The sequence below is a fragment of the Streptomyces sp. NBC_00316 genome (assembly GCF_036158715.1).
Classification (GTDB): domain Bacteria; phylum Actinomycetota; class Actinomycetes; order Streptomycetales; family Streptomycetaceae; genus Streptomyces.
Map to the genome: position 1 here is coordinate 537,851 of NZ_CP108023.1, position 14,057 is coordinate 551,907.

A 14,057-nucleotide genomic window follows, 5' to 3' on the forward strand; every position below is an offset into this window, starting at 1 on the left:
GGCGGCCCGGACAGCTCACTCTGCCCGCCACCTCACGACACGTGAGCCGTCGGTACGGTGCTGCTCCGCTCTCAACGACCGCAACAACGCCCGGCGAAGCAGCCCGTTGCAGCGGCCGTACTGAACCGTACGCACCCGACGCTACGGCGGGCCGTCGTCGCGACCAGCGCGTCCCTCCGTCCTCGGCGCCGACGGTGGCGCTTCGCCGTGGTGCTGCGGGGCCGGCACGCCACGTGACACGTGCTCTGCCCGGTCGGACGGAGGTGGTGACGCCGAGTGGGCCGCTGTGAAACCCGCGGCGCGACCACCACGACGGGGCGCGGCCCGACATCAGGCCAGGTTCCGCACCGGCTCGTCCTGATCGATGATGACGTACCGGGCTGCCGTCCCCGGTGCGGCACCGGCTGTCCCAGGAAAGGGGTCCCCTATGCGGGAAATGACGCCAGAGCAGTCCCCGCCGGACGATAGCGCCGTCCACGGCTCGGGCGAAGAAGCCGATGTGATCGTGGTGGGGGCGGGGCCTGCGGGCTCGTCCGCAGCCTTCCACCTGGCCAAGGCAGGCATCGATGTCCTGCTCCTGGAGAAGGCCCGCTTTCCCCGGGAAAAGGTGTGCGGAGACGGCTTGACCCCGCGAGCGGTGCACCAGCTCATCCGGATGGGCGTCGACATAAAGGCTCCGGGGTGGACGCGTTCACGCGGCATGCGATGGGTGTCCGGTGAGCATCAGGTGCACATCGACTGGCCTGCCCTGGGACGCTACCCGGACTTCGGCCTCTCGCGCAGCCGGCATGACTTCGACAACATCCTGGCCGGCCACGCCGTTGCTGCCGGAGCACGGTTGCGCAACGGGGTGAAGGTGACCCAGCCCGTGACCGACCGCGCCGGCCGCATCATCGGCGTCACCGCCACAGCCGGAGCGAAGGAGCCGGTGGTCTTCCACGCACCGATCGTCATCGCCGCCGACGGCGCCTCCGCACGCCTGGCCCTCGCCATGGGCCTGCAGCGGGACAAGGCCAGGCAGATCGCGACAGCCGCTCGCCGCTATTACCGCAGCCCGGAACGGTCTCAGGAGGAGTACCTGGAGTTGTGGGCCGATCTCCGGTTCCCAGGGAGCGATCACTACCTGCCGGGATACGGCTGGATCTTTCCCATGGGTGACGGCCGCGTCAACGTCGGGCTCGGTGCGCTGCCTCACCGGCGGCACGGAATCGCGGACCTGCGGACCACATTGGACCAATGGCTGGCCCGCACTCCTCACGCCTGGGGGCTGCATGAGGAGAACGCCGAGGGCCCTGTCCGGAGCGCGGCGCTGCCCCTGGGTTTCAACCGTCACCCCCTCTACACACGGGGGCTCCTCCTGGTCGGCGACTCGGGAGGCATGATCAGCCCCTGGAACGGGGAGGGCATCGGCCAGGCCTTGGAAGCCGGCGAAGTCGCAGCCGAGAGCGCCGCGCTCGCCCTCGCCCATCCCCCGGGCCCCGCGCGGGAGCGAGTGCTGCACAGCTACCCGGTCGAGATGAACCGCCGCTGGGGGCGTTACTACCGTCTCGGCAACGCGGCCGCCGACATCGTCTTCAGCCGTTCGGGCTTCCAGCCGATCCTCAATCGGTACGTCATGGGATCGCCGTTTCTGCTCAACACCCTGGCCCGGATGCTCACCAACCTCACGGACAGGCCCTCGCGCGACGTGATCGACCACATACTCAACACCGTCGTCCGTCTGGTCCCGGCACCGCATGTACGCAGCCGCTGAACGGCCCCGCCGACAGTGCTCGCCCCCGTGCTCGTCTCGGGCCCACGTCACAACGCCGGAGAGGGGCCGGCCCATGGAGCCGACGGCGGACCTGCCACCCGACGAAGTCCGCCGACGACGTTCGAGGGGTGAGCCGCGGGCCGATCACCGGACACCACCGAACCCGCACCCCCGCCGGGACACAGCGCTCTGCAACCGACCTGGTGCTTCACCCATGTCAGTTGTTGCGGGGCGCTCCGGTCAGGGAGACATCGACGGGCGGCCGGCCCGCCGCGTCACCCACCTCCTGCCCACTCCTCGGGCGCCGCGTCCAGCAACTCGGCCAGGCGTCCGCGGTCCGGCAGCGGGCCGTGGTCGCCGGTGACCCGCAGCGCGGCGCCCGCGGTGAGATGCCCCAGCCGCAGCGCCCGTACGGTGTCCTCGCCGCGCAGCAGCCCGGCGAGGAACCCGGCCGCGAACGCGTCACCGGCGCCCACCGGTTCGACGACCTCGACCCGCGGCGCAGGGACGGTGTGGACTTGGGAGCCGTCGAAGGCGGTGGCGGCACTCCCGCCGTCCTTGACGACGAGGATGCGCGGCTCCGGCAGCAGGTCCCGCACGTCGAATGCGTCGGTCAGTCCGTCTCCCCACAGGGCCTGAGCCTCGTCGAGGCCGACGAACGTGATGTCCGCCCGCCGGGCGAGCCCGAGCAGGACAGTGGCCGCCGTACCGTCCGTCCACAGTGCAGGGCGGTGGTTGACGTCGAAGCTGACGGGGCAGGGGCGTTCGCCGGTGGGGGGCTCCAGGAGCGCGGTGACCAGATCCCGGCAGCCTGCCGACAGCGCCGGGGTGATGCCGCTGAGGTGGATGAGCCCGGCCGTCCGCACGGCATCGTCGTCCAAGAGGTCCGGGGTCAGGGCCGAGGCGGCGGAGCCACGGCGGTAGTAGTGGACCCGGGTGCCGTCGGGGCCGGGGTCCTTGACGAGCAGGCCGGTCGGGCGGTGCCGGTCGGTGCGTACGCCGCTGATGTCGACGCCGGACGCGGCCACTTCGGCGCGGATCCGGCGTCCGAACGGGTCGTCACCGAGCGCGGAGACCCAACGGGCGGGCACCCCGTGGTCGGCGAGGTACATCGCCACGTTGGACTCGGCGCCCGCGGTCCGGACCCCGAGCAGACCGGCACCGTCCAGCGGGGCGGCGGGTTCGGGGACCAGCGCGGCCATGGTCTCACCGATACAGGTCACCGGTCCCCGTGCGGCCAGCCGGCCGGATTCCCGGGACGCGCGGATCGTAGTCACTCGGCCCTCCCGGGTCGGTAGGCGGAAGTGGGCAGGCCGGGCACCCCGACCCGCACGGCGAATACCGCGCCGTCCAGCGGTCCGGGAGCGGCGAGACCGTGCCGGGCGCTGGTGACGTACAGGGTGTCGCCATCGAGGCACAGCCCGGCGGGCTGCGTCGCGGGGAGCCGGATCTGCTGGATCCGGGTGCCGTCGGCGCGGTAGCGGTGGACGGTGCCGGTGCCCCAGACCGCGGTCCACAGGGCTCCCTCGGCGTCCACCGTCATGCCGTCGGGGCTGCCGTGGTCGAGTACGGCGAAGGTGTCCGGCGTACCCGGCAGCCCGGTGTCCGGGTCGACCGGGTAGCGGCGGATGACGCCCTTCGCACTGTCGGCGAGGTACATCACGGTGCCGTCCGCGCAGAACGCCGGACCGTTGGGCACGGTGAGCCCGTCCAGCACCCGGATCACCGTGCCGTCGTGATCGATGCGGTAGAGCGAGCCCGCACCGTCCTCGGCGCCGTAGCCCATGCTGCCCGCCCAGAACCTGCCCTGTGGATCGGCGGTCGCGTCGTTCATCCGCATGGCCGTGGCGGCCCCGTCCTCCGGGCGTGCGAGCCACTCGGTCCGCCCGTCCGGGAGGATCAGGCAGATACCGGTTCCGGCGGCTGCGATCCAGGTGTGCGGGCGTCCATGGACGGGAGCGACCGCGCCCAGGGGTACGGACAGCCCGGCGACTTGTGTCAGCGGAGCTGCGCGGTCCGTGGGTCCGGCCAGCAACCGTCCGGTGAGGATGTCGACGAGGACGATGCCACCGTCGACCGCGCGTATCCCTTCACCGAGTCCGAGCCGGTCCTGCCAGCACACGACCGGCTCTTCGCCGATCATCGCCTGGCGTCCACGGCGGCGGTGGCACGTACGACGGCGTGGAAGGCGCGGGCCCGCTCACGGAGCGCGTCGAGACTGCCGCCGTCGGCCGCGTCACCGATCAGCGGCGAGCCGACGCCCACCGCTGTGGCACCCTGTGCGAAATAAGCACCGGCCGCGTCGGCGTCCACTCCCCCGACCGGCACGAACGGCGCGTCCGGGAACGGTCCGTGCAGCGCCTTCAGATAGCCGGCGCCGCCGGCCTGCGCCGCGGGAAAGATCTTGAACGCGTCCGCGCCGAGCCGTTGCGCGGCGACGATGTCGGTCGGGGTCATCACCCCCGCGAGCACGGGCAGCCCGAGGCGCTTGGCCTCCGCGACGCCTTCGCAGACGGCGGGAGTGACGACGAAGTCGGCTCCCGCGTCACGTACCGCCTGTGCGTCCTGCGCGGTCAGAACGGTGCCCGCGCCGAGCGGAGCGGCGGGGCCGAGGGCAGCGCGGGCCCGGCGGATGACGTCGAGCGCGTCCTTCCCGCTGAGCGAGACCTCGATGAGAGGGATGTGCTCCTCGGCCAGGGTCAGTACGGTCCTGAGTGCGGCGTCCGCGTCGTCGCCGCGCACGATGGCGACGATCCGGTGGGTGCGCAGCGCGTTCAGCAGATCCACGTGCGAGTTCCTTTCCCTGTCTGTACTGCTGTCACTGTGGCTGTTTCTGACGCGGTCTCTGCTTCCGCGGTCACGGTGAGACGCCACCGGACCTCGCCGCTGCGCGGGACGCACGCGGCGTCCCCGTCCTGCGCCGCCGCCAGATCGAAGACCCGGCCGAGCATGGGCTCGACCCCGACGGACCGGTACGGCTCCTGCTCGGGGAAGCCGCCCAGGTTGCGCCAGAGCGCGACGGACACCGGCTGGCCCCCGGCCTCGACGGACATCCGCAAAGTGGCCGTGCCGTCGTGGACGCACACCTGAGAGGTGCCGACGATCGCGCCGACGGCCGTCCCGTCGTCCGGCCCGAGCCGGTCGAGCCCGTCCGTCCGTCCGGGCTGCGACGGCCAGGCGCAGGGGGTCCACCGGGCGCCGCCGTCCGGATAGAAGCGGGTCGGCTCGCCGTCCTTGATCCCGATGCGGGCCTCCTCGGAGAGATCGAGCAGCGCGTGGGCGGCCCACAGGAAGCGGTAGCCGGGTTCGGCCGTGAGCCGGTAGTCGGCCACTGCACGGCCCCCGTCACTGCGGATCCGGCGGCTGAGCCGGAAGTCCGCGCAGTCGACGGACTCGGTGCCGCCGGCGCGCTGCCAGGGCCGGGCCCAGGCGTCGCCGTGGTCGGGTGTGCCGCGCACGGTCGGTACGCATTCCTCCAGACCACCGGCGTCGGCGAAGGCGTCGCCGGGAACGGCACCGGAGCGGCGGGGCTCGTCGCGGTGCCAGAGCCACTCCCGGCCGGCCACCCGCAGCGACGTCCACCGTCCGCCGTGGGCCGGATCGGTCTCGATCCTGACGGGGGTCACGGTGCTCACCACTCGGCGAAGGCGCCGTCGTCGTGCCGCCACACCGGATTGCGCCAGGCGTGTCCGGTCCGGTCGGCCGCGCGTACGGCGTTCTCGTCGACGGTGATACCGAGCCCCGGCATGACCGTGCGCTGCGCCCGTCCGCCGACGAAGCGGAACGGGTCCGTGTCGACGACGTACGACAGCAGGTCGGCGTCCTTGTTGTAGTGGATGCCCCGGCTCTGCTCCTGGATGAGGAAGTTCGGGGTGGAGAAGGCGATCTGGAGACTGGCGGCGAGTGCGATGGGGCCGAGGGGACAGTGCGGGGCGAGCTGCACCCCGTAGGTCTCGGCGAGCGAGGCGATGCGGTGGACCTCGGAGATACCCCCGGCGTGCGAGAGGTCCGGTTGGGCGACCGCGATGCCGGCCGCGAGGGCGGGCAGGAACTCGGCACGCCCGTAGAGCCGTTCGCCGGTGGCGATGGGCACTGAGGTGGCGCCGACGAGTGCCGCCAGCAGGTGTCCCTGTTCGGGAAGGAGGGGTTCCTCCACGAACATCGGGTGCAGGGGCTCGATGGCCTGCAGGACCCGGCGGGCGTGGGCCGGTCCGAACCTGCCGTGCATGTCGACGGCGACATCGCGGCCGGTGCCGAGCACCTCGCGGGCGGCGGCCACGCGGTCGACGACGGCGGCGGTCTCGGCGGGGCTGGCGAGGGGTGAGGTGCGGCCCGCCGCGTTCATCTTGACCGCCGTGAAGCCGGCCTCGACCTGGGCGGTGATCTCCTCGGCGAGCTGGGCGGGTTCGTCACCGCCGACCCAGGCGTAGACACGGACCTCATCGCGGACCGGGCCGCCGAGCAGAGCGTGCACGGGTGCGCCGTACGCCTTTCCGGCGATGTCCCACAGGGCCTGGTCGATACCGGCGACGGCGCTGGAAAGTATCGGGCCACCCCGGTAGAAGCCGCCCTTGCTGAGCACCTGCCAGTGGTCCTGGATGCGCAGCGGGTCCTGGCCGACGAGGTATTCGGCGAGGACGTCGACGGCAGCGCGGACGACCTCGGCCCGGCCCTCGATCACGGGTTCGCCCCAGCCGACGACTCCTTCGTCGGTCTCGATCCGGCAGAACAGCCAGCGGGGCGGTACGAGAAAGGTCTCGATGCGAGTGATCTTCACCGGGTCCCAGCCCCCTCGTGGTCGGCCGGTCCGGTGGCGTGAGCCCGGTCGAGGTCGCGTACGGCCTGGTCGAGCAGGGCCCGCATGGCGCGTTCGGCCGCAACCGGGTCCTGGTCGCGTACGGCGTCCAGGACGGCACGGTGGCTCGGTACGGGGTCCTCGCCGTGCGGCGAGCTGTGCACGATCTCGTCGCGGTGCGCGAGGCCGGACTCGATGACCATCTCCATGCGTTCCAGCAATTCGTTGTGGGTGGCCGCGAGGAGCGCGCGGTGGAAGGCGAGGTCCGCCTCGACCGCGTGGGCCGCGCCGCCCTCCTGCTCACCCATCGCGGTCAGGGCCGCTTCAAGCGCCTCGAGGTCGGTGTCGGTGCGTCGTTCGGCGGCCAGCCGGACGGCGGCCGGCTCGATGATGCCGCGCACTTCGCCGAGATTGCGCAGCAGCGTCAGGTCGGTGCCGGATCCGGCACCGCCCGCGAACTGCCAGCGCAGGACGTCCGCGTCCAGGAGGTTCCAGTCGCAGCGGGCTCTGACGAAGGTGCCGCGCTTCTGGCGGGCGTCGACCATCCCCTTGGCGGCAAGCACCTTCAGGGATTCCCGCAGGGCGGTCAGGCTGACGTCCAGCTCGCTCTGGAGCGCCACGAGGTCGAGCGTCGCCCCTTCGGGGATCTCGCCGCTCAGCACCCGGCGCGCAAGAATCTCCACGGTCTGGCCGTGCACTCCGCGGCGCGCATATGGCGTCATGTCTGTGTGCCTTTCTGATGTGCGATGGGTACGGCGGCGGTCAGGCCGAGGCCTTGACGACGGACCAGCCGCCGTCCACGAGCAGACTCGATCCGGTGATGTAGGACGCTTCGTCGGCGGCGAGGAACGCGATGGCCGCCGCTGCTTCCTGGGGGGTTCCGAACCGCTGTGCGGCGGTCTCGGTGACGCTCTTTCTGCGGTCCTCCTCCGAGACCCGGTCCCAGGCCGCAGTGAGGATGGGGCCCGGCAGCACGGCGTTGACCCGCACCTCGGGTCCGTACTCCACCGCGAGTTGTCCGCACAGTGAGAGCAGGGCGCCCTTGGACGCCGCGTAGGCGGGGTGTCCGGGGATGCCCTTGTGGGCGTGGACCGAGGAGGTGAGCACCACGGCGCCGCGCTGTTCGCGCAGGTCGGGCAGTACGGCCCGGAAGCCGAGGAACGCCCCGGTGAGGTTGACGGCGAGCTGGCGCTCCCATGAGGCAACGGTCATCTCGTGCGCGGGGGTGACATCGACCGTGAAGGCATTGCTCACCAGGACGCCGACAGGGCCGAAGGTGTGCGCCGCCGAGACGATCCCTTCCCAGTCGCCCTCGTCCGCGACGTCCGCGCGGACGAAGAGGACCCGGCCCCCCTGTGCTCGGATGCCGGCCGCAACGCCCTCGCCGGGGCCGGCGGCGACGTCCGCAAGGATCACCGCGGCGCCTTCCGCGGCGAGTCGTTCGGCGGTGGCCGCGCCGATGCCCGAGGCGGCTCCGGTGACCACGGCCACCTTTTCGGCGAAGCGGGTGTTTCCGTTCATGGGGCGGGTCGACTCCTCGGGGTTCGTGGACGAAATCGGCGACTTCAGTGACGATGCCACCGGGCGGACGGCTACTGCTTGACCAGTACGACGAGTTCCGCGTCGTACTGTGCGGTCCAGGCGAACGGCAGTCCGTAGTGCAGCAGATGGGCCCCGCTGTGGACCGTCTTGGTGTGCTGGTCGGTGTAGCGGGCGGCCGGGTCCAGACCGCGCAACCGCAGCCGGGCGGCACGCCCGGGGACGAGCGGCGCCCCGTCCAGCCGGCCCGTGTTCCAGGCGGTGACGGCGATCCGGGCGCCGCCCTCCTCCTCGTACTGGACACCGCAGGTGGCGTCGGCCGGGGTGCCCAGCAGCCGGACCTCGCCGTGGTGGATGAGGTCGCGCATCTCCTTGTAGCGGCTGACCCACCGGGCCGCCTCGGCGCGCTGCTCGGCGGACCAGGTGCGGATGTCGGCGCCGATGCCCAGGACTCCGGCCATGGCGGTGACGAAGCGGAAGGCCAGGGACCGGGGCCGCGGGTCGAAGACGCCGGGCGAGTCGGTGACCCAGGAGCTCATGGTGTGCGGAGCGTGCGCGTGCAGATAGCCGTACTGGATGGCGAGGCGGTCCAGCGGGGCTGTGTTGTCGCTGGGCCACACCACGTCGGTACGGGCGAGGGTGGCGTGTTCGATTCGGCCGCCGCCCCCGGCGCAGCCCTCGACGGTGACGTGCGGGTGGCGGGTGCGCAGATGGTCGAGCACGCGCAGGTATCCGGCGACGTGTGCGGCGTCCAGGTCCTGTTCCTCGACGGGACCGCCGCCGGGCCGGCCTCGTTCCGTGGGCGGGCGGTTCATGTCCCACTTGAGGTAGCTGACGGCGTGGTCGCCGAGGAGCCGGTCGAAGGTGGCGATGACGAAGTCCTGGACGTCCTCGCGGCCGAGGTCGAGGAGCAGCTGTTCGCGCACCAGCGTGGCGGGACGGCCGTCGATCCGGTAGACCCACTCCGGGTGTTCGGCGTGCAGTGCGGAGTTCGGGCTGATCGACTCGGGTTCGACCCAGAGGCCGAAGTCCATGCCGGTGGCGCGGATCCTGTCGATGAAGTGGTCGAAGCCGTCGGGGAAGTTCGCCGGGTCGGGGTACCAGTCGCCCAGCCCCCCGGTCTCGTCGTGGCGTCCGGTGAACCAGCCGTCGTCGACGACGAACAGTTCGGCGCCCATACCGGCGGCGATCTCGGCGAGTTCGAGCTGGCTCCCGGCGTCCACGTCGAAACCGGTCGCCTCCCAGGAGTTGTAGAGGACCTTGCGGGTCCTGTTCATCCGCTCGCCGCTGAGCCGGCGTTCGTAGCGGTGCCAGACCCGGGCCAGCCCGTCGAGGCCCTCCGGGCTGAACGCGCAGGCCAGCCGTGGTGTGGTGAGGGTGGCCCCGGGGGCGAGCCGGACGGCGCCCTCGTGGGGCACCCGCCCGGCCCTGACCCGTACGGCACCACCGGGCTCGGCGTCGGCCGTCAGGTGCCAGTTGCCGGACCACTCCAGGGCGATGCCGTACGTCGGGGTATTGCCCTCGGCCGGTTCGGCGGCGTCCTGGACGGCGAGCCAGGGCGCGTACGCGTGGCCGGGGACGCCCTGGGTGGAGGCCATCTCGAAGCGGCCGCGGGTCAGTTCGAGCTGGGTGCGCCGGAACTCCTGGGACCACTGACCGGTGAGGTAGGTGAGCCGGGCGCCGTCCGTGACGGGGATGTTGACGGCCGCCGAGTCGATCCGTTCCAGGCGCAGCTCCTCGTCGCCGGTGCAGCTCAGTTCCGTCCAGCGCAGGATCACATCGGTGCCGGGCACGGTCTCGTAGTGCAGCGCCGCGCGCAGTCCCAGTTCCTCGTCGGTGAAGTCGAGGCGCAGGGCCCGGTCGCCGTCCTGGGTGGCGGAGTCGAAGGTCCACCATGTGCCGCGTTCGCGGCCGGGGCGCTGGGCGACGAGGTCGGCGCCGGTGAAGGGACGCAGCCCGTACGGGACGTACTCGGCGGGTGCGGCGTCGGCGCGGGTGATGAAGTGCGTGCGGTGCGGCGGGTCGAACGGGGACGGGCCCGTCTCGACGCCGTGCGGACCCCAGGCCACGAGCTCGGCCCACCGGCCCTCACCGGCGATCCGGACCGCGTAGGTGGTGTTCTCGGTGCGCAACAGCCACCGGTCGTGCGGGGTCACTTCACTGCTCCCAGGTTGAGTCCGGCGACGAAGTGGCGCTGGAATTTGAGGAATACGACGACGGTCGGGGTCGCGGCGATGACGGATCCGGCGGCGATGACGTTCCACATGGAGACGTACTGGCCCTGGAGCCCGATGAGCGACGCGGTGATGGGCATCTGGCTGTCGGTCCGCAGGACGGTGATGGCCCACAGCAGGTCGTTGAATATCCAGGTGAACGACAGTGCGCTGAGCGCGGCCAGGGCGGGCTTGGCGAGCGGCATGATGATCCGCGTGTAGATCTGCCAGGGCCCGGCTCCGTCGATGACCGCGGCCTGCTGGATCTCGGAGGGGATGGAGCGCATGAAGCCGTACAGGACGAAGACGTAGAAGCCGATGCCGAAACCGACCTGCACGCCGATGAGTGCGTACAACGAGTCGTACAGGCCCAGCATTTCGCTGAGTTTGGATACCGGGACGAGCAGAATCTGCGGGGGCAGCAGGTTGCCGCCGAGCATCACCAGCAGCAGGGTGCGGCGCAGTGGCAGGTCGTAGCGGCTCAGCGCGAACGCGGCCGTCGAGGCGAGCAGCAGCGACAGGAGCACGGCCGGCACGGTGACGAGCAGACTGTTGATCAGCGCGCGCTGCTGTCCGCCGTCGACCCAGGCCTGGCGGAAGCCGTCCAGGGTGAAGGAGTGCGGCAGGCTGCCGACTCCATGGGCGGCGACGTCGTCGAAGGACCGGACGCTGGTGATGAGCACCAGCGCGATGGGCAGCAGCCACAGCGCGGAGAGCAGTCCGGCGCTCAGGTGGAATCCCGCGGTGCCCCACATCCGGCGTCGTTCGCGCCGCACGGCGGGGACGGCGTCCTGCCGGTCCGGACGCGGGGTCGGGGCGTGGGTGGCGGTCATGCGTCGGCCTCCCGGAAGGCGCGGACGAGGTAGGACGCGATCACGCCGAAGGCCAGCACGAAGATCACGACTGCGAGAGCGGAACCGTAGCCCAGTCGAAGCGACTGGAAGGCGGTAGAGTACATGTACGTGCTGAGGAGCTCGGAGGAGTGGTAGGGGCCACCTCGGGTGAGCGCCCACACCACGTCGAACGAGCGCAGCGAGTCGATGACGATCACGGACAGGACAACGGCGTTGACGCTGCTGAGCTGTGGCACCGTGATGTGGCGGAATTGCTGCCAGCGGGTGGCACCGTCCACCTTCGCCGCTTCGTAGAGCACCGGGTCGATGCCTTTGAGTCCGGCCAGGTACAGCACCATCACATAGCCGATCTGACGCCACAACGCGGGCACGATCACGGCGTACAGGGCTGTGTCCTGGTCGGCGAGCCAGGCGTGGGTGAGGCCGGAGAGCCCGATGCCTTCGAGGGTCTTGTTGATCAGCCCGTCCGGCTGGTACATCGCCTGCCACACCAGGGCGGTCGCGACGAGCGAGAACACCACGGGGAGGAAGAGCGCGGCCCGGTAGAAGCCGACGCCCCGGCGCTCCTGCTGGAGCAGGAGCGCCGCCCCGAGGCCGAGGGCCACGGAGAGACCACCGAAGAGCACCAGCCAGATCACGGTGTCCAGGGCGGCGGTCCGGAAGACGGCGTCGCCGAACATCTCACGGAAGTTGGCCAGTCCGACGAATTCCGGGGCCGAGACACCGTCCCACTTGGTGAAGGCGAGGTAGAAGCCCTGGATCGCCGGCCAGAACACCCAGAACGCCTCGGCGAGCAACGGCACGAGGACGAACGCCAGCACGAGGGGTGGAACCCTGGTCGCCCGCTTGCGGGCCGGCGGCCGGCCCGCAGCGTGTTCCCGGGTCACCTTCCGGGGTGCGGTGAGTACCGCCATGTCACTGGCTCCAGATCTTCTGCGCGTCCCGCTGCCACGTGGTGAGGATCGAGCCGATCTCCTTGGGCTTGGCCAGGAAGCGGGTGAGTGCGGTGTCAGCGGTGGGGGCGAGGGCGTCGCTGGAGTCCCGGTTGAAGAACTGGGTGATGTCCGCCGCGTCCTCGATCAGCTTGCGACCCTTGATGACCAGGGGCGTTCCGCTGTCCTTCGCGTCCGGGTGGGTGGGCAGCGAGGTGCCGGAGGAGCCCTTGAGGTAGATCTCCTGGGCCTCTGCGGTGGCGAGGTAGCGCAGCAGCTCCTTCGTCTCGTCCTTGCGGCCGGTCCGGGCGCTGGCGAAGTAGCCGTCGGTCGGTGCCTCTTCGGCGAGCGGGATCTTCGGGTCGATGACCGGGAACCGGAAGAAGTCGATGTCACCGAGCTGGTCCTTGGGGGCGGCATCGGCGAAGAAAGTGCCGATGAGCATCATGCCGGTGCGGCCCTGCAGCAGGGCCGTGGTCGCGTCCTGGAAGGGCAGCGCGGTCCCGTTGGGGTCGAAGTACGGCAGCGCCTCGCTCCACCGGTCGAACACCTTGCGGACCTCGGGGTCGTCGAAGCGGTGCTTTCCGGCGAGCAGATCGCGGTGGTACGCGGCCCCGTTGATCCGGATGTTGAGGTAGTCGAACCAGGACGAGGCCACCCAGGGGGTGTTGCCGCCCGCGCCGAGGCCGATCGGCGCGACGCCCTTGCTCTTGAGCTTGTCGCACAGGTCGAGGAACTCGTCCCAGGTCTTGGGCTCCTTGACGCCCCACTTGGCGAAGTTGGACTTCCGGTAGAAGACGCCCCACCAGTAGTACGTGGTCGGGACGAAGACCTTCTTGCCCGCGGAGTCGGTGCACAGCTTCTTCAGAGCATCCGAGTAGCCCGCCAGTTCGGGCTTCTCCCAGATGTCGCTGACGTCGAGCAGCAGGTCCTTCTTGGCGTACGACTCCGCGACGGATCCCGGGTACCAGGTGTAGAGGTCCGGCGGGGTGGCCGAGGTGAGGTAGGTCGGCAGCTGCGTACGGAAGGTCTCGGAAGCGACGGTGTTGAGCGAGCCCTTCGCCCCGCCCCGCTTGTTGAAGGCGTCGATGACCTCCTGCATGGCCGACTTGGCCTGCGGCGAGGAGAGGTTGGACTGAAGGGTGACCGCACCACCCGAGGTCCCCTTCCCGCTCGTCGACGACGAGGCGACGCAGCCGCTCATCAGCGCGGTGGCGCCGACGGCCGCGGTACCCGCGAGGAAGGTGCGGCGGCTGTGTGCTGTGGTGTTCATGGGACTCCCTATGCGCCCACGGAACGGGGCCCGGCCCCCTAACGGCCGGGCCCTCGTTCGGCTGATACAGATTGACGTGGCGACCGCGCCAGCGTCAAGATTAATTACTAATTTATTTTCCAACGCGCCGAGCAGGCTTTCACTGCCCTGTGGCCCTCAGCGTTGCCTGCTGCGTCAGAGCCCGCCCTGCCAGTCCGGCCACGCCACGGAAGGCCGTGAGCGCGGTGCCGTCGGGCCCGGACACGGCGCCGAGCTCCCCGTCGAAGTCCCCGCCGGCGAAGCGCCTCTCCGGGGACCAGTCGCCCCAGCCGGCGCCCGTGGCGTAGGTGCGCCAAGACGCCGATGCGTCCTTGCCCGGCCGAGTAGGCGGCGGGCGCTCCCACGATCCGCCCGTGCGTGGGTCCGCCGAGATCGGTGGTCCGCGCGTCCCAGCGGCCGTCGCGCCCGGTCTGCTGTGATAGTCGGCAACGCCCTTGACCTGAGCCTCCGTCGGGGTGCCCAGGCCGTAGTACGTGTTCCAGCCCATGTAGGGCGTGGGGGCGAGACCGCTGTCGTAGTACTGCGGCGCACCCTGGTCGTCCGCGGCATGCGCCGCGGGAACTGCCGATCCGACCAGCACCACGGCGCCGATCACCACCGCGGTACGCCGCACTCGCACCACCCCAGCACGAAGCGAAACCACTGAAATCTCCCGAGAG

Annotated in this window: 13 protein-coding genes; 1 reads left to right on the forward strand and 12 read right to left on the reverse strand. The window is 71.0% G+C overall.

Annotated features, from left to right (window positions below; genetic code table 11):
- The first annotated feature begins 427 nt into the window (after positions 1–427).
- Positions 428–1,753, forward strand: a complete 1,326-nt coding sequence (locus tag OG878_RS02495; protein ID WP_328885192.1) for a geranylgeranyl reductase family protein — start codon at positions 428–430, stop codon at positions 1,751–1,753.
- A 275-nt stretch (positions 1,754–2,028) separates the two neighbouring features.
- On the opposite strand, the gene OG878_RS02500 is transcribed toward OG878_RS02495, so the two are convergent.
- From OG878_RS02500 to OG878_RS02555, 12 genes are all read right to left on the reverse strand, one after another.
- Positions 2,029–2,955, reverse strand: coding sequence for a sugar kinase (locus tag OG878_RS02500; RefSeq protein ID WP_443049228.1), 927 nt, complete (start codon positions 2,953–2,955; stop codon positions 2,029–2,031).
- 71 nt (positions 2,956–3,026) lie between these two features.
- Positions 3,027–3,896, reverse strand: coding sequence for an SMP-30/gluconolactonase/LRE family protein (locus OG878_RS02505; RefSeq protein WP_328885194.1), 870 nt, complete (start codon positions 3,894–3,896; stop codon positions 3,027–3,029).
- Entirely contained in the window at positions 3,893–4,540 is a 648-nt protein-coding gene (locus OG878_RS02510; protein ID WP_328885195.1) for a bifunctional 4-hydroxy-2-oxoglutarate aldolase/2-dehydro-3-deoxy-phosphogluconate aldolase, read from the reverse strand. The genes OG878_RS02505 and OG878_RS02510 overlap by 4 nt, the downstream gene beginning before the upstream one ends.
- Positions 4,528–5,379 (reverse strand): hypothetical protein, encoded by an 852-nt coding sequence (locus tag OG878_RS02515; RefSeq protein ID WP_328885196.1) that lies wholly within the window; start codon positions 5,377–5,379, stop codon positions 4,528–4,530. The genes OG878_RS02510 and OG878_RS02515 overlap by 13 nt, the downstream gene beginning before the upstream one ends.
- 5 nt (positions 5,380–5,384) lie before the next feature.
- Positions 5,385–6,530 carry a galactonate dehydratase gene (gene dgoD, locus OG878_RS02520; protein ID WP_328885197.1) on the reverse strand — a complete coding sequence of 382 codons (1,146 nt, stop codon included), beginning with the start codon at positions 6,528–6,530 and terminating at the stop codon, positions 5,385–5,387.
- Positions 6,527–7,270 carry a FadR/GntR family transcriptional regulator gene (locus tag OG878_RS02525; protein ID WP_328885198.1) on the reverse strand — a complete coding sequence of 248 codons (744 nt, stop codon included), beginning with the start codon at positions 7,268–7,270 and terminating at the stop codon, positions 6,527–6,529. Before OG878_RS02525 ends, dgoD begins: the two co-directional genes overlap by 4 nt.
- A 40-nt stretch (positions 7,271–7,310) precedes the next feature.
- Complete coding sequence (locus OG878_RS02530; protein ID WP_328885199.1) at positions 7,311–8,069, reverse strand: SDR family NAD(P)-dependent oxidoreductase; 759 nt, start codon at positions 8,067–8,069, stop codon at positions 7,311–7,313.
- 71 nt (positions 8,070–8,140) lie between these two features.
- Positions 8,141–10,243 (reverse strand): alpha-galactosidase, encoded by a 2,103-nt coding sequence (locus tag OG878_RS02535; RefSeq protein ID WP_328885200.1) that lies wholly within the window; start codon positions 10,241–10,243, stop codon positions 8,141–8,143.
- Entirely contained in the window at positions 10,240–11,133 is an 894-nt protein-coding gene (locus tag OG878_RS02540) for a carbohydrate ABC transporter permease (RefSeq protein ID WP_328885201.1), read from the reverse strand. The genes OG878_RS02535 and OG878_RS02540 overlap by 4 nt, the downstream gene beginning before the upstream one ends.
- A complete protein-coding gene (locus tag OG878_RS02545; protein WP_328885202.1) occupies positions 11,130–12,068 on the reverse strand; it encodes a carbohydrate ABC transporter permease in 939 nt (312 codons plus the stop codon). The genes OG878_RS02540 and OG878_RS02545 overlap by 4 nt, the downstream gene beginning before the upstream one ends.
- A 1-nt stretch (position 12,069) precedes the next feature.
- Complete coding sequence (locus OG878_RS02550) at positions 12,070–13,359, reverse strand: ABC transporter substrate-binding protein (RefSeq protein WP_328885203.1); 1,290 nt, start codon at positions 13,357–13,359, stop codon at positions 12,070–12,072.
- A gap of 139 nt (positions 13,360–13,498) precedes the next feature.
- Positions 13,499–14,011: a hypothetical protein gene (locus tag OG878_RS02555; RefSeq protein WP_328885204.1), complete on the reverse strand. Its 513-nt coding sequence runs from the start codon at positions 14,009–14,011 to the stop codon at positions 13,499–13,501.
- Positions 14,012–14,057: the final 46 nt, after the last annotated feature.